This is a genomic window from Roseomonas sp. FDAARGOS_362 (genome assembly GCF_002754815.1).
Lineage (GTDB): Bacteria > Pseudomonadota > Alphaproteobacteria > Acetobacterales > Acetobacteraceae > Roseomonas > Roseomonas mucosa.
Genome location: NZ_CP024588.1, coordinates 4,107,368 through 4,128,898, shown reverse-complemented (window position 1 = coordinate 4,128,898; position 21,531 = coordinate 4,107,368). Strand labels below are relative to the sequence as shown.

Below are 21,531 nucleotides of genomic sequence, written 5' to 3'. Positions count from 1 at the left end.
ACTTCCTAGCTCGCCGTGATCCCGGCATCCTTGATGATCGGCTCCCACTTGGCGATCTCGGCCTTCAGGAAGTCGCCGGTGGCCTCGGGCGTGAAGCTGGAACGGGTCTCCATGGTGAGGTCCGACAGGCGCTTCTGCACGGAATCCATGGCCATGACCCGGTTGGTCGCCGCGTTCATCGCCTGGACGATGGCGGGCGGCGTGCCGGCGGGGGCGAAGATCATGTGCCAGGTATAGGCCTCGTAGCCCGGCACCCCGGCCTCGGAGAAGGTCGGCAGGTCGGGCAGCTGCGGCAGGCGCCTGGCGGAGGAAACGGCCAGGCCGCGCACCTCGCCCCGCTGCACGAAGGGCAGCGCGTTGTTGGCCACGTCCAGCATCATCACCACCGTGCCGCTCAGCAGGTCCGGCATCGCGGCGGCGGAACCGCGATAGGGCACGTGGTTCACCTTCAGCCCGCCCGCCTGCTTCAGGAACAGCTCGCTCGCCAGGTGCAGCGCCGCCCCGGCACCGGTGCTGGCATAGTCGAACTTGCCCGGATTGGCCTTGGCCAGGGCGATGAACTCCTGCAGCGTCTTCGCCGGCAGGTCCTTGTTCACCATCATCAGCATCGGGATCACGCCGGTCATGGTGACGGGCGTGAAATCCGCGATCGGGTCGAAGGGCAGCTTGGCGAAGATCGCCCGCAGCGTGGCATGGGCGATGGTGGTGTAGAGGAAGACCGAGCCGTCCTTCGGCGCCTTGGCCACCACGTCGGAGCCCACGACCACACCGGCCCCGGTGCGGTTCTCCACCACCACCCGCTGCGGCAGCTGCTTCGACAGCTCGTCCGCGATCAGCCGGGCCGGGATGTCGGTCGGCCCGCCGGCGGCGAAGGGCACCACGAGGCGCACCGGCTGGTCCGGCCAGGTGCCCTGGGCGCGCAGCACGGCGGGGGTGGCAAGGGTCGCGAGGGCGGCCCCGGCCAAGGTACGACGCCTCATTCGTTCCTCCAGAACATCGTTCAGCCCGGCGCGGTGGCCGGACCTTTCACGGCGGATTACGCGTCAGTTATGACAGAAGGTCAATCGTACCGAAAGGCACGGTGCCCCTCAGGCTGTGCCGCTGGTCAGCCCGCCGCCACCCCGGCAAAGGGCGCATCGGCGCCGAAGGCCAGCACCCGGCTTCCGGCATCGAGGCCCAGAGCCGACCGCGCCGCCGGGTCGCGCACGGCCAGCAGCAGCCCCGCCATCACCGCCGCGCCGCGCTCCCCTGACCTGATCGCTCCGTCGATCCCGGCGGACAGGCTCCGCCTCGCCCCCGCCACCGCCTCCGGCGGGACGGCGAGGCAGGCGAAAGCGGCTCGCTCCAGCTCCCCCCAGGCCAGCAGCGACGTGCTTTCTCCCGCCTCGCCTCGCCCGGCCCGGGAATGGCCGGTCCAGGAATGGGCGGCCTCCCGCATCAGCCCCTCCGGCTGTTGCCCCTCGCCTTCCGCCTCCACCACGACCAGCCTCGGCGCCGTCCCGCCCAGGCGGCGAGCCTCCACCGCGACCGCCGCGGCCAGGGCACCGCTGCCGCCAGAAACGAAAACATGGCTGGGCGGAGCGGGCAGGCCGGAGAAGGCTTCCTCCGCCACGAGGCGGCAGCCCTGCATCACGTCGCGCGCCGCCTCGGTCTGGCCTGGCCAGGAATGGTCCGACAGGAACAGCCACCCCCCCGCCTCCGCCCGCCGCGCCGCGTCCCGCACCGCGCACCGCTCTCCTGCCGGTCCGCCCGGGCATTCCAGGACTTCCGCGCCCTGGCCTGCCAGCGCCTCACGCCAGGCGGCCGGGCTTCCTGCCGGCAGCAGCGCCACGCAGCGGGCATGGAAGCGCCGCGCCCCCCATGCCACGGCCAGGGCGAAGCCGGCCTCCGGACCGCTGGCCAGAGTGATGCCCCGCGTCGCCTCCGCCAGTCGCCCGGATTCGAGCTCCGGGGCCTCCGCCGCCCGCGCCACGCCGCGCCGGGCCAGTTCCGCCGACAACAGGCGCTTCACCGCATAGGCGGCCCCCAGCGCCTCGGCACCGCCCACGGCCTCCGGTCCGGCGCGCCGGCCTTCATCCTTCCAGTGCAAGGCCGCGAGCCCAAGCGCCGCCGCCAGGCCGGGAAGGCCGGTCGGCGGCGCCGGCGCATGGCCGGGCCAGGCCGTGATGGCAGCCCGGGCCCGCCGCCAACCCCCTTCCGGCAGGGTCACGAGGCCCGGAACGCCGGGATGCGGATTGACGAGGCAGTGAAGGGAGGCGGGCGCGCTCATGCCGCCAGCCTAGCCGGCGATCGCCCCGCGGTGGAATCGCCGGGCCTGAAGCGCCTGCCGGGACAACACCCCGCACCCTGCCACGCCGCGTCCCCGGCGCCCCGCTTCCTCTGGTGGTCTGGCCATTCCGGACCGGGCTTCGCGAGGGCTATCCCATCGTGCCACTTCCCGGCACCATTCCTCCCCATGGCCGCCCCTGGCGCAAATCTACGCCAGGGGACGTCCTGCAATGGCGGGGGAAGCCGGGTCACGGGTTGATGCGACCTCGGCGAGACCGCATTTGTTGCACTGTGCCAAGCTTCGTTCACAAGCGGACGACAGGCTTGCATTTCGCCATCGGACATGCCGATGTTGCGTTGCACAAATACGATCCCCGAAGACAAGGGGCACGCAAGCCCTGGGCAGACGGGGCAGGAACGTCGGAGACAACGCGGACATGACGCAGATTTCCCATTTGGGCGGGGAGGCCCTGACCGCCCACAGGCCACCAGCCGCCCCTGCGGTGGATGCCCCGTTGGCCCATCCGACAGCCAACGGCACCTTTCCCGAAGCGCGCTGGAACCCACGGCAGGGACCGCCGGAAGCGCCCGCCGGGGCTCCCCCCCTGCCCTCCCTGCTGACGGCGATGGGGCGCGGGCTCCGCAACCGCTGCCCGGTCTGCGGCGAGGGCCGCGTCTTCCAGGGCTTCCTGGCCGTGGCGCCCGCCTGCAGTCATTGCGGCACGCCGCTGGGGCGCATCCATGCCGACGACGCCCCGCCCTATTTCACCATCTTCATCGTCGGCCATCTGCTGCTGCCGCCGGTTTTCTGGGTGGAAAAGGCCTACCACCCGCCGATGTGGTTCCACATGGCGCTTTGGCTGCCGCTCTTCGCCGTCGTGACGACGCTGCTGCTGCGGCCGGTGAAGGGGGCCACGGTGGGGCTGATGCTCAAGCTGGGCTTCGGCGGGGCCGAGGACATCCCCCTGGAGAACCAGGACCATCTCCGAAGCGGGCGGCACGATGTCTGACGGCCGGACGCCGATGGGCCACGTCACCGAGGCGTCCCAGGCCGAAAGCCAGCGCCTGGTCCGGATCGAGCTGCCGGAAGGGCTGACGCCGCACAGCCCCTATGCCGAGGCCGACCGCGCCCAGGCGGTGGCCGACCTGCTGGCCGGCAACCGCTTCGACCCGCCCGGCCTGCCGCCCGGTCCCTATGGCCTGCACCTGGACCTGCGGGAGAACCGGCTCTGGCTGGACATCCGCGGCCCCAACGGCGCGCCCCTGCACGGCTTCGCCCTGTCGCTCAGCCCCTTCCGGCGGCTGATCAAGGACTACCTGATGGTCGTCCAGGCACATGAGGAGGCGGTGACCCAGGACAGCCACGACGCCCGCATCCAGGCCATCGACATGGGCCGGCGCGGCCTGCACGACGAGGGCGCGGACCTGCTGCGGGAGCGGCTGGAGGGCAAGGTCGCGGTGGACCTCGTCACGGCCCGCCTGCTCTTCACCCTGGTCTGCGCCCTGCACAGCCGCGTGTAGCCGAAATTTCATGGGTCCCGGCGCGATCATGGGCCATATCCCGCCCCCATGAAGATCGCCGGTGTTCCCTATCGCAGCATCTGGGTGGACGAGGAGGACGGCTGGTCCGTCCGCATCTTCGACCAGACCCGCCTCCCCTGGGCGGTGGAGACCCTCCGCCTGACCGACGAGGAGCAGGTGGCCCAGGCCATCCGCTCCATGCAGACGCGCGGCGCGCCGCTGATCGGCGCCACCGCCGCCTATGGGCTCGCCCTCGCCCTGCGCCGCGACCCTTCCACGGAGAACCTGGAGCGGGTGGCCGCCATGCTGGGCGAGACCCGTCCCACGGCGATCAACCTGCGCTGGGCGCTGGAGCGGATGCTGGAGGCGCTGCGCAACCAGCCGCCGGAGCGACGTGCCGAGGCCGCCTATGCCGAGGCCAAGGCCATCTGCGACGACGACGTCGAGACCAACCGCCGCATCGGCGAGCACGGGCTGGAGCTGTTGCGCGGCATTGCCGCCCGCAAGCAGGCCGAGGGCCGCGGCGGCGAGCCGGTGAACGTGCTCACCCACTGCAATGCCGGCTGGATCGCCACGGTGGACTACGGCACCGCCCTGTCGCCGATCTACCAGGCCTTCGACGAGGGCATGAAGGTCCATGTCTGGGTGGACGAGACCCGCCCGCGCAACCAGGGGGCCGCGCTGACCGCCTGGGAGCTGGGCGCCCATGGCGTGCCGCACACGGTGGTCTCCGACAATGCCGGCGGGCACCTGATGCAGCATGGGCAGGTCGATATCGTCATCGTGGGCACCGACCGCGTCACCCGCAACGGCGACGTGGCCAACAAGATCGGCACCTACCTCAAGGCCCTGGCCGCGAAGGACAATGGCGTGCCCTTCTGGGTCGCCCTGCCGCATTCGACCTATGACCCGCGCGTGGCCGATGGCGTGCGGGAGATCCCGATCGAGGAACGCTCCGCCGCCGAGGTCACCGACATCACCGGCCGCGCCCCGGACGGCTCGCTGGTCACGGTGCGCGTCGCCGCCGAGGGCAGCGGCGCCGCCAACCCGGCCTTCGACGTGACGCCGGCGCGCCTCGTCACCGGGCTGATCACCGAGCGCGGCCGCTGCGACGCCAGCGCCGAGGGCCTCGCCGGACTCTATCCCGAGCACGGGTGAACCCCTCCGGCCCCGGCCCGCCCGCTCTCCGGGGTGGGCCGGGGCCGGAATCCCCCTTTCCGCCGCCTCAGCGGACCTGCCCGCCCTCCTCCCCCACCATCCCGTCCGGCATGGCCATCAGGCCCTGCATCGCGCGGGCAGCCAGCACGGCCAGCGCCTGGGACGGCAAGGCCATGCCGTCGAAGCCCGCCGCATCGACCGTCCGCACCGGCTCCTCCAGCACCGCCGCCAGGGCCCGCCGCAGGGCGGCGTTCACCCTGCCCCGCCCGGCCAGCAGCCACTGCCGGGGCGGCCCGGGCAGATGGCGCGCGGCCTCGGCGACGCAGAGCGCGGAATAGGCCACCACCACCGCCGCGCCATCGGCGGGCGGCAGCGCCATGGCCCCGGCGCGTCGCAGGGCCCGTTCGAAGCCAGCCCGGTCGAAGCGCGCCCGGCCGGGGTCACCCTCCCCGGAACCGGCTCCTCCGGCATCGCCGCCGCCGGGCCCGCCCTGTTCCGGCGGGCCGGCCGCCCCCAGCCGCAGCCCGGGATGCGCGATCAGCCTCGCCAGCACCGCGCCATCGGCCCGCCCCGCCATGGCGAGCCGGCCGCTCATGTCCTCGCCCGAGGCTTCCAGCGACCAGTCGGCCCAGCCCTCGGCGGGGCCGCCCGCCGGCCCGGCCTCGAAACGCAGCATCTCGCCGCTGTCCCACCGGTCGCCGGGGCCGAGCCAGGTCACGCGCGCCACGCCGTCCAGGTCCAGGATCGCCAGGGGCCGTGGCAGCCCCGCCGTCAGGGCCGGATAGGCCGATGGCAGGATCACCCGCCCATCCTCTCCCGCCGCCAGCCCACCGCCAAAGCCGCTGGCCACCGGCAGGCCGAGGCGGCGCGCCAGGAAGCCGCCCTCCATCAGCGGCACGGGCGCCCCGTCCCGCCCGCACCCTGCCAGCCCCGGCCCGTCGAAGCCCAGGGCCACAACCCCAGGAGCGATGATCCCAGAGGTCGCCACGCCATCGGGCCCCGCCACTGCCGCCACGGCCTCGGCGCAACGCTCCACCAGACGCTCCACCGCCGGGCCGAGCCCGCCCCAGGCCTCCTCCGGCCCGGCCTCCAGCGCGGCGCGCAGCACCCGCCGCAGGGCCGGCGGATGCGGCAACAGGCGGAAGGGACCGGCCTGGGCCACAACCGTCCCGTCGGTTTCGAGCAGAGCGGCCTCCACGCCCTCCAGCGAGGCGGGACAGCGCAGCCCGATGGTCCGCAGCCCCGTTCCTTGCAGCCTCGTTCTTCGCACCATGGTGTCACTGTGCTAACGCCCGGCCCACTGACAAGCACACTTCACTGCGGAACCCCGCCAGATGGACGATTTCCTGCATGCGGCGCGCGAGCGCGGCTTCATCCACCAGGTCACCGACGAGGAATCCCTCGTCGCGCGCCTGAAGGCGGGGCCGCTTCCCACCTATGCGGGCTTCGACCTGACGGCGGACAGCCTGCATGTCGGCCACCTGCTGCCGATCATGCTGCTGCGCCTGTTGCAGCGCTGCGGCCACAAGCCCGTCGTGCTGATGGGCGGCGGCACCACGCGCATCGGCGACCCGTCCTTCCGCGACGAGGTCCGGCCGTTGCTGAGCGATGAGACCATCGCGCACAACAAGGCCGGCATCCGCCGCGCCTTCGAATCCTTCCTTGCCTTCGGCGATGGCCCGACCGACGCCATCGAGCTCGACAATGCCGAGTGGCTCGACAAGCTCGAATACATCCCCTTCCTGCGCGATGTGGGGCGGCACTTCTCGGTCAACCGCATGCTGACCATGGACAGCGTGCGCCTGCGCCTAGACCGTGAGCAGCCGCTCTCATTCCTCGAATTCAACTACATGCTGCTCCAGAGCTACGACTTCCTGGAGCTGAACCGCCGCTACGGCGTCGGCCTGCAGCTCGGCGGGCGCGACCAGTGGGGCAACATCATCATGGGCACCGACCTCGTCCGCCGCGTGGCGGGCCAGGAGGCCTTCGGCGTCACCACGATCCTGCTCACCACCGCCTCCGGCGCCAAGATGGGCAAGACCGCAGCCGGCGCGGTCTGGCTGAACGCCGACCGGCTTTCGCCCTATGACTACTGGCAGTTCTGGCGCAACACCGAGGATGCCGACGTGGCGCGCTTCCTGGCCCTCTTCACCGACCTGCCGATGGCGGAGGTCCGCCGCCTCGGCGCCCTCGCCGGGGCCGAGGTGAACGAGGCCAAGAAGATCCTCGCCACCGAGGCCAGCGCGATCCTGCACGGCCGCGCCGCCGCCGAGGCCGCGGCCGAGACCGCCCGCGCCACCTTCGAGGCCGGCACCCTGGCCGAGGACCTGCCTACGGTCTCTGCCCCGCTGCCCGCCGCGGTTCTGGACCTGCTGGTCGCCGCGGGCTTCGTCGCCAGCAAGGGCGAGGCCCGCCGCCTGGTGCGCGGTGGCGGCGTCCGCCTGAACGACGAACCGGTGGGCGACGAGACCCGCCAGGTCACCGGGGCCGACCTGCGCGACGGCACCGCCAAGCTTTCCGCCGGCCGCAAGAAGCACGCCCTGGTACGGGCGGGCTGAGGCCGGGCGCGGCCCGCTTCCGGCGCTTCGCGTCCCGGGATCGGGGTCAGGGGCCGGCCTGACCGCCCCGCGCCAACGAAAGGCGGGCCTGGGGCAGCCACGGGCGCGGTGCCCCGTTCCGGGGGCGCGGCGCTTGCAGGCTGGCGGGGCGTCGCCACTTGCGGGGACCATGGCGCGGAATGGCATGCTGCCCGCTTACCTTTTCGATCCCCGGATCATCTTTCTGGAACCCGCCATACGCGAGGGCGAGAGGGGGCGCGAGATCCTGGCGCGCTTTCCGGAGGCGCGGCAGGTGGAGGTAGCCTCGCACTGGTCCATTCCGGCATTGCGGGAAGGGGCGGCGGCGGACTGGCTGGCGGCCAAGCGCGACGTGCTGGTGCTGGGGGTGAAGAAGACCCTGGCCTGCCGGCCGAACGGGCGCAGCGCGGATTTCATCGCGCCCTCGGTGTCCAACGGCTGCGCCATGGCCTGTGCCTATTGCTACGTGGCGCGGCGCAAGGGCCATGCGAACCCGGTAACCGTCTTCACCAACATCGACGCCATCACCGGCTTCATCGCCCGTCACGCGGCACGCCAGGGCATGAAGCTGGAGCCCAACCAGGTGGATGCGCGGGACTGGGTCTATGACATCGGGGAGAATGGCGACCTGTCGGTGGATGCCGCCATTTCCGGCAATGTCCGCGACCTCGTGGCCCTGTTCCGCGACCTGCCGAACGCCAAGGGCTCCTTCGCCACGAAATTCGCGAATCCGGCGATCCTGGACTACGACCCGCGCGGACGGACGCGGGTGCGGGTCTCGCTGATGCCGGAAGCGCGGGCGCGGCTGCTGGACGTGCGGACCTCGCCGGTGGCGGAGCGGATCGCCTTCGCGGGCGAGGTGTTCCGCGCCGGCTACGAGCTGCACCTGAACTTCTCGCCCGTGGTGGTGCACGAGGGCTGGGAGGCGGAGTGGCGCGAGCTGTTCCGGCAGATCGACGGCCAGCTTCCGGAGGCGGCGAAGCAGGGGCTGGCGGCGGAGGTGATCATGCTGACCCACAGCGCCGAGCTGCACGGGGTGAACCTCGCCTGGCATCCGAGGGCGGAGGAGCTGCTCTGGCAGCCGCGCTGGCAGGAGGAGAAGACGAGCCAGAACGGGGCGCGCAACCTGCGCTACCGGCACGGGGTGAAGGGCAGGCTGCTGCAGCGCTTCATCGCGATCCTGGGCGAGGAGATGCCTTATTGCCGCATCCGTTACGCTTTCTGATGGCATTGTCCATTTTTTAAGATGAATCCGCGATTTGTAACTTGCTTGTTGCAGCGCGGCATGGGATGGCGGCGGACATGCTCCGCGCCCTCTACAACTGGATCATCGCCCTTTCCGCGCACCCCCGGGCCCCGGCGGCCCTGGGAGCGGTGTCCTTCGCGGAAAGCAGCTTCTTTCCCATCCCGCCCGACGCCATGCTCATTCCCATGTGCCTGGCGCGGCCCGACCGGGCCTACCACTACGCCTTCATCTGCACCGTGACCTCGGTGATCGGCGGGCTGCTGGGCTATGCCATCGGCACCTACCTCTTCGAGGCGGTGGCGCTGCCGGTGCTGGCCGCCTATGGCCATGCCGACGCGCTGCAGACCTTCGGCGCCTGGTTCGAGCGATGGGGCGCGGCGGTGATCCTGATCAAGGGGCTGACGCCGATCCCCTACAAGATCGTCACCATCGCCGCCGGCGCGGCGCATTTCTCGCTGCCGATCTTCTTCGTGTGCAGCGTCATCACCCGTGGCGCGCGCTTCTACATGCTGGCCTGGCTGCTGCGCGCCTATGGCCCGCCGGCGCGGGAGTTCATCGAGAAGCGGCTGAACCTGATCGCGGGCGCGACCGCCCTGGCGATCGTCGGTGGCGTGCTGGCGCTGCGCTACATCTGATCCGGGGACCGGGGGGGGACCTACGCCGCTCCCCCCGGCGGGCGCTTCACAGCGCCTCGACGGCCTTGCGTACCAGCGCCGCGTGCTCGGCCGGCTTCACCTTGCGCCAGACCTGCACGACCTTGCCGTCCGGCCCGACCAGAAAGCTCGTGCGCTCCATGCCCATGTACTTGCGCCCGTACATCGATTTCTCGACCCAGGTGCCGTAGGTCTCGGCGATGGCGTGTTCCGCGTCGGAGGCAAGCGGGAAGGTGAGGCCGTACTTCGAGGCGAACTTCTCGATCGCCTTCATCGGGTCGGGCGAGACGCCGATCACCGTCAGTCCCAGCCTGCCCAGCGCCGGCAGCGCCTCCTGGATGCCGCAGGCCTGCTGGGTGCAGCCGGAGGTGTCGGCCTTCGGGTAGAAGTAGAGCAGGAAGGGCTTCCCGCCGAGGGCCGCCTTGCTCACCGTGCGGCCGCCGCTGGCCGGCATGGTGAAGGGCGGCGCGTCCATGCCCGCTTCGATCACGTGGCGATCCTTTCCCGCTGTGCTGCGCCTCCGCCCGGCGGAGGGAGGGAGCCGAGATGGCGCTCGAAGAGGGTCCGGACCATCTCGGCGGTTCCCTGCATCTCCGCGCGCAGGGCGCCCAGGTCAACCGGGGCGGCGGAGTCGGCGGCGCGATCCGTCATGAAGGGCGCGCAGGCACGCAGCAGCGCCGTGCCGGCGGCGGCGGGCAGCGCCTCGGTCCGCGGCCGCCCGACAGTCAGGCGCAGCATGGCCTGGATGCTGCGCCAGAACCGGTCGGCGCGGATCAGGGCGGCGGCGTCCTCGGGCGGCAGCAGCCGGGCCTTGGCCAGCCGGGCCAGGGCCTCGCGCGTCGTCGTCGCCAGGATGCGCGGATGGCTGGCGGCATGGGCGCATTGCAGGGCCTGGGCGATGAACTCAACCTCCACCAGCCCGCCGCGCATGGCCTTCACGTCCCAGGGCCCCTCGGGCGGCAGGTCGCGCAGCATCCGGGCGCGCATGTCGCGTGCATCGGAGAGCACCTTCGGCCCGGCATGCAGGGCCAGGGCGTGGCGCACGGCGGCGGCGATGTGACGGCGCAGCGCCGGCGGCCCGGCCAGCGGGCGGGCGCGGGTGAGGGCCATGCGCTCCCAGCTCCAGGCCCCTTCGGCGTGGTAACGCTCGAAACCCGCGAGACCGGTCGCCATGGGGCCCTTGTTGCCGGAGGGACGCAGCCGCATGTCCACCTCGTAGAGCTTCCCCTCCGCTCCCGGGGCGGTGATGGCGGCGATGAACTGCGCGGCCAGCCGGGCGAACCAGGTGGGCGCCGGCAGGCTGCGCGGGCCGCCGCTGCTGTCCTGCACCCCCGGCGGATGGTCGTAGATCAGGATCAGGTCCAGGTCCGAGCCCGGCTGCATCTCCCGCCCGCCGAGCTTGCCCATGGCGACCACCGCCATGGAGCCGCCCCTGATGCGGCCATAGCGGGCCGAGAACTCGCGCAGCACCTCCGGCAGCAGGGCGCCGATGGCGGCATCGGCAAGCTCGGAGCGCGCCTGCCCGGCGGTGTCGGCGTCGATCAGCCCTTCCAGCGCATCGGCATCGATCTCGAAGCGCCCTTCGGTGACGAGCCGGCGGGCGCCCTCCAGCGCCTCCTCATAGTGCCGCGCCGCCCCGACCAGGGCTGGCAGGGCTGCGGCGGCCGAGCCGGCACCGCCGGCCAGCAGCCCCTCCAGCGCCGAGGGATGGCGGGCGAGGTGGTCGGCGAGCGCCGGGGCGGCGCCCAGGATTCCCGCCACCCGTTCCAGCAGGTGCGGATTGCGCAGGAAAAGGCTGAGCAACTGCACGCCGGTCGGCAGCTTTTCCAGCAGCGTATCGAAACGCGCCAGCGCCGCGTCGGGCTCGCGCTGCCGCGCGAAGGCGGCCAGGAGGGTCGGCATGAGGAGCGTCAGCAGCTCGCGCGCCCGTTCGCTGCGGGTGGCGCGGCGATGGCCGTGGTGCCAGCCGCGGATCAGGGCGGAGATGCCGGCCGGGTTGGTGAAGCCCATCTCCCGCAGCGTGCGCGTGGTTTCGGGATCGTCCTCGGTGCCGGTGAAGACGAGGTTGCCGCCCTCCCCACTCAGGTCGGGTGCGCTCTCGAACAGGCGGCCGTAGTGATGCGCCACGCGGTTGAAGCAGGCGGTGAGCGCGGCGGAGAAGGCATCCAGGCTGCTGAAGCCGCTGAAGGCGGTGATTCGGCGCAGCCCGTCCTCGTCCTCCGGCAGCCGGTGGGTCTGGCGGTCCGCCACCATCTGCAGCCGGTGCTCGACGGTGCGCAGGAAGGTATAGGCATCGGCCAGGTCCGCCGCCGCGCGCCGGTCGAGCCGCCCGGCCCCGGCGAGCGCCGCCAGGGCGCCCAGGGTGGTCGGGTCGCGCAGGCTGGGGTCGCGGCCGCCCCAGATCAGCTCCAGCACCTGCACCGTGAACTCGATCTCGCGGATGCCGCCACGGCCGAGCTTCACGTCATGGCCCGCGACCGCTATCTCCGTCCCCGCCCCACGATGGCCATGCGTCGCGTGGATCTGCCGCTTGATGGAATGGATGTCCGCGATCATCGCGAAATCCAGGTGCCGCCGCCACACGAAGGGACGGATCTCATCCAGGAAGCTCTGACCCAGCACCTTGTCCCCGGCCACCGGACGGGCCTTGGTCATCGCCGCGCGTTCCCAGTTCTGCCCCATGCTGCCGTAGTAGGAGACGGAGGCCGGGATGCTGACGGCGAGCGGCTGCGCGGCGCCGTCGGGGCGCAGGCGGAGATCGGTGCGGAAGACGTAGCCCTCCTCGGTGCGCTCCTCCATCAGCTTCACCAGGTCGCGGGCGAAGCGCACGGCGGTGGACTGGGCGCGGTCCGCCTCCGGCATCGCCTCCGGATCGAAGAGGATCATCAGGTCCACGTCGGAGGAATAGTTCAGCTCCCGCGCGCCCAGCTTGCCCATGCCCAGCACGGTGATGCCGGCGCCGCGGCCGTTGCGGGCGGGCCGCAGGTCGCCGCGTGCCGCGCCCTCGCGCAGCAGCTGGCTGGTCGCCGCCTCCAGCGTCGTGTCGGCGAGGCGGGACAGCGCCTCCGTCACCTGGTCGAGTCCCCAGAGCCCGGCGAGGTCGGCGGCGGCCACGATCAGCGCGCCCTGGCGCTTGGCCCGGCGCAGCGCGGCGCCGAGCTGGGCGCGCCCGGCATCGGGCAGGACACGGCCGATCGGGTCGAGCGCCGTGGCGAAGGCCGCGTCGGGGCCTCGCTCGGCCATGCGCAACAAGGTCTGCGCCTCGCGCAGCGCGAGGTCGGAGAGGAAGGGGCTGTTGCCGCCGAGCGCGGCGAGCAGGGCCTGGCCCTCGCCGGTGGCATAGGCGCGTTCCGCCGCCCCGCGTTCCGCGAAGCTGGCGATCAGCCGCTCCGCCGCCTTCGGATCGAAGGGGTCGGGGGGGCGTTTCATCCCGGGCGCTGTCATCGGCCTTTCGTCCCGTGACGCGGCGGGGCGGTCAAGTCACGACGGTTCCAGCGCGCGATGCCGCCGACCCCGCGGCGCGCGCCGGGATGCCCCCGCCCGGGCCGGGCCGCCGGCTGCGCCGCGCGCTGAGGTGGCTGTTCCGGCGGAGAATCCTGCCGCTGCTGGTGTCGCTGACCCATGCGGCGATGACGCTGGCGGCGGCAGGGGGGCTGGTGGCCTGCGCCCTGCTCTGGCGGCTGCAGGCGGGGCCGCTGCCGGTGCCGATGCTGGCCACGGCGCTGGAACAGCTGATCTCGTCCGACGGGGTGGAACTGAGGATCGGCGCCGCCGCCCTGAGCTGGCTGCCCCCGGCCGAGTCGGGCGGGTCGCCCGCCTTGTCGCTGCGGCTCTACGGGCTGCAACTGCCGGATGCCTCGGGCAAGGCGCGGCTGGAACTGCCGGAGATCGCGGCGCAGCTGCCGGCGCGGAACCTGCTGCTGCGGGGCGCCTATGTGCCCGAGACGCTGACGGTGGATGGGCCGCTGCTGGTGCTGGAGGTGGGACCGGACGGGTTGCCGGACATGCCCCGCGCCACGCGCGGCGGCGCGGCGGCCGGGGACGGCTCGCGCGGGCCGGCGCGTCCGCTGCCGGACGAGAATCCGCTGCAGTACCTGCTGCGCCGGAGCGGCGCGCGCGACCGACTGGCGGCGCTGCACGAGGTCCGGGTGAACGCGGCGCGGCTGGAGGTCCGGGACCATGACGGCGAGCTGCGGGCGGTGATGCAGGGCGGCGACCTGCTGCTGCGCCGCGACCGCCAGGGCGAGAATGTCGGCTTCCGGGGCGGCGGCAGCCTGCGGGTCGGGGCCGCCGAGGGCACGCTGCGTTTCCTGGGGCATATCGGGGCGGAGCCCGCCACCCTGGACCTGCACATCTCGCTGCCCGCGATGCGGCCGGCCGAGATCGCCGCGGAACTGCCGGTGCTGGCGCCGCTGGCCGGGCTGGACGCGCCGGTCGCGCTGGAGGCCCGGCTCCGCTACAGCCGTGACGGGGTGCGCGGGCAGCTCGACATGCGGGCGGGCGGCGGCACGCTGTCGCTGCCGGATGGGGGAAGCGCGGTGATCGGCGGCGGCCCGGATGCGGCGAGCCTGTCGCTGCGGCTCGACGGCGTGGATGCGGAGCGCCGCCCCTGGGGGCATGTGGAGATCGGGCTGCGCCAGGGGCGGCTGGACGTGCCGGGGCTGGGCAAGGTGCAGGTGGGCGATGCCCTGCCGGTGGCGGGGGCGTCCGAAGGCCCGCCATCCGGCACCCCGCAGCCTGGAGCCCCGCAGCCTGGAGCCCCGCAGCCTGGAGCCCCGGGAGCAGCAGGGACCGCGGGCGTGGTACCGGCGCTGCGGCTCTCCGCCAGCCTCGGGGCGCCGGACGCGCAGGGGCGCTCCTCCGGCGCGGCCGAGCTGACGCTGGGGCGCCTGGCCGTGAGCGCCGCGACCGGGGAACAGGTGTCCTTCGGCGCGGCCGCACCATCCCCGCCTTCCCGCAGGAGCGGGGGCACGGCACGCCCCCCTGTCCAGGGAGAGGCGGGAAGCAAGGCACCAGGTCCGGATGCCGGGGCCGCGAGGCCCGTGCCGCCGGCCTCCACCGCCCCGGTTCCGCCCCCGGCGGCGGGCCCGGCCGGCGGGGAAAGCAGGATCGCGCTGCGCTTCTCGGGGCTGGACCTGCTGCGGTGGAACGTGCCCAGCGCCGGGCTGGACCTCCACCTGGGCAGCGGGCAGGTGGCGCAGCCGGACGGCACGCGCATCGGCTTCCGCCGCGTCGAGGCGGCGGTGGAGGCCGCACCCGACCGCGTGGCGCTGCAGCGGCTCCGCCTGGTCCTGGCCGAAGGCGCCGGGGCGCGCGGCAACGCGCCGGTGGCCCAGGCCCAGGGCGAGGCGCTGCGCCACGCCGAGGGATGGCGCTGGCGCCTCGGCCTGGGGGTGGACCGGACCTTCCTGCCGGACCTTGCACTCTACTGGCCGGCCTCGGTGGCGCCGGGCGGCCGTTCCTGGATCGTGGAAAACCTGACCGCCGGCACGGCGCGCGACGGGCACTGGGATTTCGGCGGGCTGCTGCCGGCGAATGGCGGCACGCCGAAGCTGGAAACGATGACCGGCATGCTGACGGTGGAGGATGCGACGGTGCACTGGCTGCGCCCCGTTCCGCCCGTGGAGCATGTGAGCGGCACGATACGCTTCCTGTCCCCGGCGGAGATCCTGGTCGAAGGGCAGGGCGGGCGGCAGCAGGGCACGGCGCTCGCCGCCCAGGAAGTGCGGGTCCGGCTCTACGACCTCGATATCGGCCAGGAGAAGACGGAGATCTCGGGCCGCGTCGCCGGGCCGCTGAACGACATGCTCCGGGTGGTGGACCATCCGCGCCTGCACCTGTTGCAGACCGTGCCGATCGACCTGTCGCGGGCGAGCGGCAAGGCGAATGCCACGCTGCATCTCGCCTTCCCGCTGCTGGCCGACCTGCCGGCGGAGCGCATCGCCGTGGCGGTGAAGGCGCAGGTGACGGATGCGGCCCTGCCGGACCTGCTGCTCGACCAGTCCCTCCGCAAGGGCCGGGCCTCGCTGGACCTGACCGAGGCGGGGATGCGCCTCGACGGCACCGCCGATCTCGGCCCGCTGCGCGCGGCGCGGATGGGGATGCAGGTGGATTTCCGCGACGGCCCGCCGGGGCAGCTCGTGGTGCAGGGGCAGGTCGAGGGGCCGGCGGAGCTGGCGGCGCTGCGCGGCACGCGGTTCGACATCCTGGGCGACCGGATCGGCGGGCAGGCTGCGGTCAGCGCCCGCTTCGAGCAGCACCGCGGCGCCGACACCCAGGTGGAGGCGAAGGCGGACCTGGCCCAGGCGCGGCTGTCCCTGGCGCCGCTCAACTGGCGCAAGGCACCGGGGCCGGCGGCGCGGGCGGAGATGTCGATGCGCCTGCGCGACGGGGCGCTGCGCAGCATCGACGGCCTGCGCATCGAGGCGCCGGACATGCTGCTGCGCGGCGCGGCCGAGTTCGCGCCCGGCTCCCGGATCACCCGGCTGACCCTGGCGGAAGGGCGGGCCGGCGCCTCGCGCGTCAGCGGCCAACTGGGCTTTCCCGAAGGACCGGACGGGTTCTGGCGGATCGTGGCGCGCGGCCCGGTGCTGGACCTGCGCGGCGCCGATCCGGATTTCCTGGGCGGGCCGGAGGATGAGAAGGGTTCGGCGGAGCGCAGCGCCCTGCCGGGCTTCGACGCCGATATCGCGCTGGGCCAGGTGCTGACCTCGGACGGCCCCTATGAGCGGGTCGAGGCCCTGATCCGGCACGATGCGCGGGGGGTGCTGCGGCAGATGCAGGCCTACGGCCGCTCCGGCGGGCAGGAGGCCTTCGCCGCCGCGGTCACGCCGCGCGCCGGCGGCGGGCGGGACCTGTCGGTGCGGGTGGCGGATCTGGGACGGCTGCTGCGGCTCACCGGCACCACGGGCGACGTGCAGGATGGCCGGCTGCGCGTCCAGGGCCGCTGGGCCGCCGACACGCCATCCTCGCCGCTGCTGGGCGAGGCGGAGCTGGAGGATTTCGGCCTGCGCGGACGGGCACGGCTGGGCAAGCTGCTGCAGGCTCTGTCGCTCTACGGCATCCCGGAGGCGCTGACCGGGCCGGGGCTGCGCGTGAGCAGCCTGCACGCGCCCTTCGCCCTGACGCGGGAGGCGCTGGGGCTGGAGGATGTGCGGCTCAGCTCCGCCTCGCTCGGCGCCACCGCCAAGGGGCGGGTGATGCGCCGGGACGGACGGCTGGAGCTGGAGGGGACGATCGTGCCGTCCTACCTGCTGAACAGCCTGCCCGGGCGCCTGCCCCTGGTCGGGCGGCTGTTCAGCGCCGAGCCGGGCGGCGGGCTGCTGGCCGCGACCTTCACGGCCACCGGCACGCTGGGCGATCCGCGGATCACCGTGAACCCGCTCTCCATGCTGGCCCCGGGGATGCTGCGGAACCTGTTCGGCAGCGGCACGCCGCCCCGGGCAGGCGCCCGGGAGCGCTGACAGGGACGGTGGCCCTGCCCGCCGGCTGCCCGGCCCCTCAGACCGGCAGCGTCACCACCGCCCGCAGGCCACCCTCGGCGCGGTTCTCCAGCGTCACGTCGCCGCCATGGGCGCGCAGGATGTTGCGGGCGATGGGCAGGCCGAGCCCGGTGCCGCCGGTCTCGCGGTTGCGGCTGGTTTCCAGCCGGCGGAAGGGCTGGAACACCGCCTCCTGCGATTCCTCCGGCACGCCCGGCCCGTCATCCTCGACAAAAAGCCGCACCACCGGGTTCTGCCGGCCGCTGGGCGGCTCCAGCCGGATCCGGGCGGCCTGGCCGTATTTCAGCGCGTTGCCGACGAGGTTCGTCAGCGCCCGCTTGAGCGCTATGGGCCGGCCCCGCACCGTCAGCCGCAGCGGCCCGGCATAGGTCAGCGCCTCCTCCGCCTCCGGCCGCGCATCCGCCTCCTCGTCCAGCACGGTGCGGCAGAGCGCGGCGAGGTCGAGGGGTACCGAGGGCTCGTCCGCCGCGTCGTCGCGGGCGAAGGCCAGGGTGGCGTTCACCATGGCCTCCATCTCGTCGAGGTCGGACAGCATCCGCCGCCGCTGCTCGTCATCCTCCAGGAACTCGGCGCGCAGCCGCAGCCGGGTGATCGGCGTGCGCAGGTCATGGCCGATCGCCGCCAGCATCTGCGTCCGGTCGCCGACGAAGCGCCGGATGCGCTCGGCCATGGTGTTGAAGGCATGCGCGGCGGTGGCGACCTCCAGCGGACCGGTTTCCGGCAGGGGCGGCGCGTTCACGTCGCGCCCCAGCGCCTCGGCGGCCCGCGCCAGGTCGCGCACCGGCCGGATCAGCCGCCGCGTCGCCGCGACGATCAGCAGCGCCGCCGCCACCGTCATCACCCCGAAGGCGATCAGGAAGGTGGGCGAGTGCCAGGGCCGTGGCGGCGGCACGCGCAGCCGCAGGTTCAGCCACAGGTCGCTGTTGGGCAGGCGCAGCGAGATCAGCAGCGCCTGCCCCTTGCCGGTGCCCACCACCATCTCCCGCGGCTGCAGGCGCGGCGGCAAGTTCAGGATGGCCTCGGGCGGCAGCAGGCTGAGCAGGTCCTCGCCGGGCGTGGCGAGGCTGTGCCGGGCGGTCGGCGCGTCGTCCAGGCTGGCGGTCAGGCCCTCGGGCAGGTCCACCTCGTTCACGATCATGTCGCGCCGGTCGGGCGGCGCGATGATTAGCGTGCGCCACAGCCCCATGGCGCGGCCGGAAATCTCCCGCCGCTCGACGAAGCGCTGCAGGTCCACCCGGTCCAGCGCATGGATCAGCAGGCCCGCCGCCTGCACCAGCATCAGCGCCAGCAGCAGGAAGATCGCCGTGCGCGCCGCCAGCGAACGCGGCAGCCAGCCGATGCGCCAGACCCCCCGCCCCGGCGCCGGCGCGCCGGAAGGGGCGTCGGCGCCGGGCCTGCCGGGGACCGGCATGGCGGCGGGCGGCACCGCGGGGACCGGCGGCGCGGCGGCCGGGCCGGGGCTCAAGGCACGGGCCTCACGCCGCGCGCTCGACGCTCGCCGCCAGCACGTAGCCGCCGCCGCGCACGGTCTTGATCAGCGTCGGGTTGCGCCCGTCATCCTCCAGCTTGCGCCGCAGCCGGGACACCGCCACGTCGATCGCCCGGTCGAAGGGCCCGGCCTGCCGCCCGCGCAGCAGGTCCATCAGCATGTCCCGGGTCAGCACGCGGTTCGGCCGCTCCACCAGCACGGTCAGAAGCTCGTACTCGCCGCCGGTCAGGGAGACCTCGGTGCCGGAAGGGTCGAGCAGGCGGCGCCGGGCGGGCTCCAGCGTCCAGCCGGCGAAGCGCACCGCCTTGGGCGGCGGGTCCTTGGGTGCCGCGCCTTCGCCCGAGGCACGGCGCAGCACGGCGCGGATGCGGGCCAGCAGCTCGCGCGGGTTGAAGGGCTTGGCGACATAGTCGTCGGCACCCAGCTCTAGCCCCACGATGCGGTCCGTCTCCTCGCCCATGGCGGTCAGCATCACGATCGGGACATCGGACTGGCTGCGCAGCCAGCGCGCGAAATCCAGGCCCGACTCCCCCGGCAGCATCAGGTCCAGGATCACCAGGTGATAGCGGCCAAGTGGCCAGACGCGCCGCGCCTCCCGCGCTTCCCGCGCAGCGGTGACGCGAAGCCCTTGTTTCTCCAGGAAACGGGACAAGAGATCGCGGATTTCTCGATCGTCGTCGACGATCAGGATGTGAGGGGCAGGCTCCATGGCTGTTACATAAGCCGGGTTGCCGGGATTCGCCCGCATCTCTTGCAACGATCTGTTGCGATGCGCCCGCCCGTTGCCAGCCGTTGCACTTTCGCATGCATCATGACTTGGGTTCCGGGCCCGCAACGCCCATCTTTGGGATACGCCGCTGTCCTTCCCCCCCCTCACGGGGCAGTGGTGATAGCAGGCGGCGGGTGAGCCGCACTTCCCCCTCAGGCTCCCCGCCGCCTCTTCTCTGTTCCCTGTTCCCCGCCCCGGGCATATGCATTCGCAGATCCGACACGGGTCCGTTCGTGGCATGGCTCCCCATGTCGGACGTTCCGGAACAGGACAGACAGCCCTGACGCTTCCTTCCCCGATCGTTCCGCCGCCGGTTTCGCCCCTGGCCTCCTCCGAGCAGTTCGACGCCATCGCCCCACCCGGGCTCGATGCGGCGCGCCGCCTGCTGCTGCTGGCCGATCCGGCCCTGGCACGGGTCGAGGATGTCGCGGGCCCGCTGCCCTGGCGCACCCGCCCGCGCGGCTTTCCCGGCCTGCTGCGGGCGATCTGCGGCCAGATGATCAGCGACCGCGCGGCCTCGGCCATCTGGCTACGCCTCGCCGCCCTGCCCGGCGCGCTGACGTCGGAAGGGCTGCTGCGCCTCGACGATGCCGCGCTCTGCGGCACCGCAGGCCTGTCGCGCCCCAAGGCCGCCCATGCCCGCGCCCTGGCCCTGGCCGTGGTGGAGGGGCGGCTCCGTCCCGAGGCCCTGCCCGGCATGAGCGATGGCGAGGCGCTGGCGCACCTGACTGCCATTCCCGGCCTCGGGCGCTGGACGGCCCAGGTGCACCTGCTTTTCGCCGAGGGGCGGGAGGACATCTTTCCGGAGGGCGACCTCGCCCTGGCCGCCGGCCTCGCCCATTTCCGCGGCTTGCCGGCCCGGCCGCCGCCACGGGAACTCGCCCGGCTCGCCAGGGCCTGGGCGCCGCAACGCTCCCTGGCCGCCCGGCTTCTCTGGCACTGGTGGCGCCACGCCACCTATCCGCCGGCCCTGCGCCGCCCACCGGGCTGAATCCCCAATGCCCGGGCCGGAGAATGCTGGCCGCGATGGACCGGCTCCCGCGCCGCGTGGCCTGCCACGAGCCGCTTGCCATGAGCACCGGCCACTCGCCATGAGCCCTGGGCCATGAGAAGGGTTAGGCCATGTCCGCCGCCACCGCCCTGCCCCTGGCCCTGCCCCTCTCGGCCCGCCTGCGCGCCACCGCCGCCCCGCCCATCCCCGCCGCGCGCCGCTGGGCCGCCGCCTATGACGGCGCGGCCGGGCCGCTGCTGGACCTGACCCAGGCGGTGCCGGGCTATCGGCCTCCGCCCGCGCTGCTGGCGCGGCTGGCCGAGGCGGCAGGGGAAGCCTCCAGCGCCACCTATGGCCCGATCGAGGGCGACGCGGCGCTGCGCGAGGCCCTGGCCGCCGACATCGCGGCGACCTATGCGGCACCGGTCACGGCGGAGGATGTGGTGATCACCGCCGGCTGCAACCTCGCCTTCTCGCTGGCCATGCCGGTGATGGCGGGCAGCGGCGAGGCGGTGATGCTGCCCACGCCCTGGTACTTCAACCACCGCATGGCGCTGGAGATCGCCGGGATCGACGCGGTGCCCCTGCCCTGCGAAGCCGGGGACGGCTTCGTGCCCGATCCGGACCGCGCCGCCGCCTTGCTGGAGGCCAACCCGCAGGTCCGCGCCCTGGTGCTGATCACGCCCAACAACCCCACCGGCGCGATCATCCCGCCCGACCGGCTGGAACGCTTCGCCGCCCTTTGCCGCGAGCGCCGCGTCTGGCTGGTGCTGGACGAGACCTATCGCGACTTCCTGCCGGGCCGGGAGGCGCCGCACGGGCTCTTCGCCGGCCCGTCCTGGCGGGACGGCATCGTGCAGCTCTACTCCTTTTCCAAATCCTACTGCGTTCCGGGTCACCGGCTGGGCGCCATCCTGGCGGGGCCCGGCTTCCGGGCGGAACTCGCCAAATCCGTGGACACTCTGCAGATCTGCCCGCCCCGCGCGGCGCAGAAGGCCATCGCCTGGGCGGTGCCCGCGTTGCGCGACTGGCGCGAGGGCAACCGCGAGCTGATGGGCCGCCGCGCCGACGCCTTCGCCCGGCTGATGGCCCCGATCGGCCATCGCTGGCGCGTGGACGCGCTGGGTGGCTACTTCGCCTATCTGCGCCTGCCCGACGGCGCGCCGGATGCGCTGGAGGCCGCGGAGACCCTGGCCTCCCGCCACGGGCTGCTCACCCTCCCCGGCCCCTTCTTCGGCCCAGGTCAGGAGCGTCATCTGCGGCTCGCCTTCGCCAATGCGCCCGAGGAAGCCCTGGCCGACCTGCCGGCCCGGCTTTCCGGCCTGGGCTGAGGCAGCATGGCCCCCGGGCGGGGCGGT

At 73.4% G+C, this 21,531-nt stretch carries 16 protein-coding genes; 9 read left to right on the top strand and 7 right to left on the bottom strand.

What is annotated here, in order from left to right; genetic code table 11:
• Positions 1-5 precede the first annotated feature (5 nt).
• Together CTJ15_RS23345 and CTJ15_RS23340 are read right to left on the bottom strand one after the other, a co-directional pair.
• Positions 6-980 (bottom strand): tripartite tricarboxylate transporter substrate binding protein, encoded by a 975-nt coding sequence (locus CTJ15_RS23345; protein WP_026032904.1) that lies wholly within the window; start codon positions 978-980, stop codon positions 6-8.
• Positions 981-1,105: 125 nt separating this feature from the next.
• Positions 1,106-2,269: a pyridoxal-phosphate dependent enzyme gene (locus CTJ15_RS23340; RefSeq protein ID WP_075822151.1), complete on the bottom strand. Its 1,164-nt coding sequence runs from the start codon at positions 2,267-2,269 to the stop codon at positions 1,106-1,108.
• Positions 2,270-2,705: 436 nt separating this feature from the next.
• Here CTJ15_RS23340 and CTJ15_RS23335 point away from each other — a divergent pair, with 436 nt between their 5' ends.
• Genes CTJ15_RS23335 through mtnA form a run of 3 tightly spaced genes read left to right on the top strand, consistent with a single transcriptional unit; the run spans position 2,706 to position 4,947 of the window.
• Positions 2,706-3,278: a DUF983 domain-containing protein gene (locus tag CTJ15_RS23335; protein WP_099782078.1), complete on the top strand. Its 573-nt coding sequence runs from the start codon at positions 2,706-2,708 to the stop codon at positions 3,276-3,278.
• Positions 3,271-3,789, top strand: a complete 519-nt coding sequence (locus CTJ15_RS23330) for a UPF0262 family protein (RefSeq protein WP_226946040.1) — start codon at positions 3,271-3,273, stop codon at positions 3,787-3,789. Before CTJ15_RS23335 ends, CTJ15_RS23330 begins: the two co-directional genes overlap by 8 nt.
• Before the next feature lie 48 nt (positions 3,790-3,837).
• On the top strand, positions 3,838-4,947 hold the full coding sequence (mtnA, locus tag CTJ15_RS23325) for an S-methyl-5-thioribose-1-phosphate isomerase (RefSeq protein ID WP_075822150.1): 1,110 nt from the start codon (positions 3,838-3,840) through the stop codon (positions 4,945-4,947).
• A 67-nt stretch (positions 4,948-5,014) separates the two neighbouring features.
• Here mtnA and CTJ15_RS23320 read toward each other — a convergent pair whose 3' ends face one another.
• The gene (locus tag CTJ15_RS23320) at positions 5,015-6,220 is read right to left on the bottom strand and encodes an anhydro-N-acetylmuramic acid kinase (protein ID WP_099782077.1); all 1,206 of its coding nucleotides are present in this window, start codon (positions 6,218-6,220) and stop codon (positions 5,015-5,017) included.
• A 61-nt stretch (positions 6,221-6,281) separates the two neighbouring features.
• Between CTJ15_RS23320 and tyrS the strand changes: the two genes are divergently transcribed.
• The 3 genes from tyrS (at position 6,282) to CTJ15_RS23305 (ending at position 9,404) form a co-directional block, all read left to right on the top strand.
• Positions 6,282-7,505, top strand: a complete 1,224-nt coding sequence (gene tyrS / locus CTJ15_RS23315) for a tyrosine--tRNA ligase (RefSeq protein ID WP_099782076.1) — start codon at positions 6,282-6,284, stop codon at positions 7,503-7,505.
• Between the two features lie 184 nt (positions 7,506-7,689).
• A complete protein-coding gene (locus CTJ15_RS23310; protein WP_075823517.1) occupies positions 7,690-8,748 on the top strand; it encodes a spore photoproduct lyase family protein in 1,059 nt (352 codons plus the stop codon).
• A gap of 77 nt (positions 8,749-8,825) precedes the next feature.
• Positions 8,826-9,404, top strand: a complete 579-nt coding sequence (locus tag CTJ15_RS23305) for a YqaA family protein (protein ID WP_026032905.1) — start codon at positions 8,826-8,828, stop codon at positions 9,402-9,404.
• A gap of 46 nt (positions 9,405-9,450) precedes the next feature.
• Here CTJ15_RS23305 and CTJ15_RS23300 read toward each other — a convergent pair whose 3' ends face one another.
• Together CTJ15_RS23300 and CTJ15_RS23295 are read right to left on the bottom strand one after the other, a co-directional pair.
• On the bottom strand, positions 9,451-9,897 hold the full coding sequence (locus tag CTJ15_RS23300; protein WP_075823518.1) for a peroxiredoxin: 447 nt from the start codon (positions 9,895-9,897) through the stop codon (positions 9,451-9,453).
• An 11-nt stretch (positions 9,898-9,908) separates the two neighbouring features.
• The gene (locus CTJ15_RS23295; protein ID WP_099782075.1) at positions 9,909-12,851 is read right to left on the bottom strand and encodes a bifunctional [glutamine synthetase] adenylyltransferase/[glutamine synthetase]-adenylyl-L-tyrosine phosphorylase; all 2,943 of its coding nucleotides are present in this window, start codon (positions 12,849-12,851) and stop codon (positions 9,909-9,911) included.
• 101 nt (positions 12,852-12,952) lie between these two features.
• On the opposite strand from CTJ15_RS23295, the gene CTJ15_RS23290 reads away from it, so the two are divergent.
• Complete coding sequence (locus tag CTJ15_RS23290) at positions 12,953-16,885, top strand: DUF3971 domain-containing protein (protein WP_099782074.1); 3,933 nt, start codon at positions 12,953-12,955, stop codon at positions 16,883-16,885.
• Between the two features lie 37 nt (positions 16,886-16,922).
• Here the strand turns inward: CTJ15_RS23290 and CTJ15_RS23285 are convergent, their stop codons facing one another.
• Together CTJ15_RS23285 and CTJ15_RS23280 are read right to left on the bottom strand one after the other, a co-directional pair.
• A complete protein-coding gene (locus CTJ15_RS23285; protein WP_019459377.1) occupies positions 16,923-18,389 on the bottom strand; it encodes a HAMP domain-containing histidine kinase in 1,467 nt (488 codons plus the stop codon).
• A 10-nt stretch (positions 18,390-18,399) separates the two neighbouring features.
• The gene (locus CTJ15_RS23280) at positions 18,400-19,122 is read right to left on the bottom strand and encodes a response regulator (protein WP_019459378.1); all 723 of its coding nucleotides are present in this window, start codon (positions 19,120-19,122) and stop codon (positions 18,400-18,402) included.
• Between the two features lie 298 nt (positions 19,123-19,420).
• On the opposite strand from CTJ15_RS23280, the gene CTJ15_RS23275 reads away from it, so the two are divergent.
• Both CTJ15_RS23275 and CTJ15_RS23270 read left to right on the top strand, forming a co-directional pair.
• Positions 19,421-20,173 carry a DNA-3-methyladenine glycosylase gene (locus CTJ15_RS23275; RefSeq protein ID WP_193009635.1) on the top strand — a complete coding sequence of 251 codons (753 nt, stop codon included), beginning with the start codon at positions 19,421-19,423 and terminating at the stop codon, positions 20,171-20,173.
• A 131-nt stretch (positions 20,174-20,304) separates the two neighbouring features.
• Positions 20,305-21,504, top strand: a complete 1,200-nt coding sequence (locus tag CTJ15_RS23270; RefSeq protein ID WP_099782072.1) for an aminotransferase — start codon at positions 20,305-20,307, stop codon at positions 21,502-21,504.
• The last annotated feature ends 27 nt before the right edge of the window (positions 21,505-21,531 follow it).

Coding starts and splice junctions, on each gene's coding strand:
- CTJ15_RS23335 (WP_099782078.1), top strand. CDS start 2,706: ATGACGCAGATTTCCCATTTGGGCGGGGAGGCCCTGACCGCCCACAGG.
- CTJ15_RS23275 (WP_193009635.1), top strand. CDS start 19,421: ATGGCTCCCCATGTCGGACGTTCCGGAACAGGACAGACAGCCCTGACG.
- CTJ15_RS23340 (WP_075822151.1), bottom strand. CDS start 2,269: ATGAGCGCGCCCGCCTCCCTTCACTGCCTCGTCAATCCGCATCCCGGC.
- CTJ15_RS23290 (WP_099782074.1), top strand. CDS start 12,953: ATGCCCCCGCCCGGGCCGGGCCGCCGGCTGCGCCGCGCGCTGAGGTGG.
- CTJ15_RS23280 (WP_019459378.1), bottom strand. CDS start 19,122: ATGGAGCCTGCCCCTCACATCCTGATCGTCGACGACGATCGAGAAATC.
- CTJ15_RS23345 (WP_026032904.1), bottom strand. CDS start 980: ATGAGGCGTCGTACCTTGGCCGGGGCCGCCCTCGCGACCCTTGCCACC.
- mtnA (WP_075822150.1), top strand. CDS start 3,838: ATGAAGATCGCCGGTGTTCCCTATCGCAGCATCTGGGTGGACGAGGAG.
- CTJ15_RS23305 (WP_026032905.1), top strand. CDS start 8,826: ATGCTCCGCGCCCTCTACAACTGGATCATCGCCCTTTCCGCGCACCCC.
- tyrS (WP_099782076.1), top strand. CDS start 6,282: ATGGACGATTTCCTGCATGCGGCGCGCGAGCGCGGCTTCATCCACCAG.
- CTJ15_RS23300 (WP_075823518.1), bottom strand. CDS start 9,897: ATGGACGCGCCGCCCTTCACCATGCCGGCCAGCGGCGGCCGCACGGTG.
- CTJ15_RS23295 (WP_099782075.1), bottom strand. CDS start 12,851: ATGAAACGCCCCCCCGACCCCTTCGATCCGAAGGCGGCGGAGCGGCTG.
- CTJ15_RS23270 (WP_099782072.1), top strand. CDS start 20,305: ATGTCCGCCGCCACCGCCCTGCCCCTGGCCCTGCCCCTCTCGGCCCGC.
- CTJ15_RS23330 (WP_226946040.1), top strand. CDS start 3,271: ATGTCTGACGGCCGGACGCCGATGGGCCACGTCACCGAGGCGTCCCAG.
- CTJ15_RS23320 (WP_099782077.1), bottom strand. CDS start 6,220: ATGGTGCGAAGAACGAGGCTGCAAGGAACGGGGCTGCGGACCATCGGG.
- CTJ15_RS23310 (WP_075823517.1), top strand. CDS start 7,690: ATGCTGCCCGCTTACCTTTTCGATCCCCGGATCATCTTTCTGGAACCC.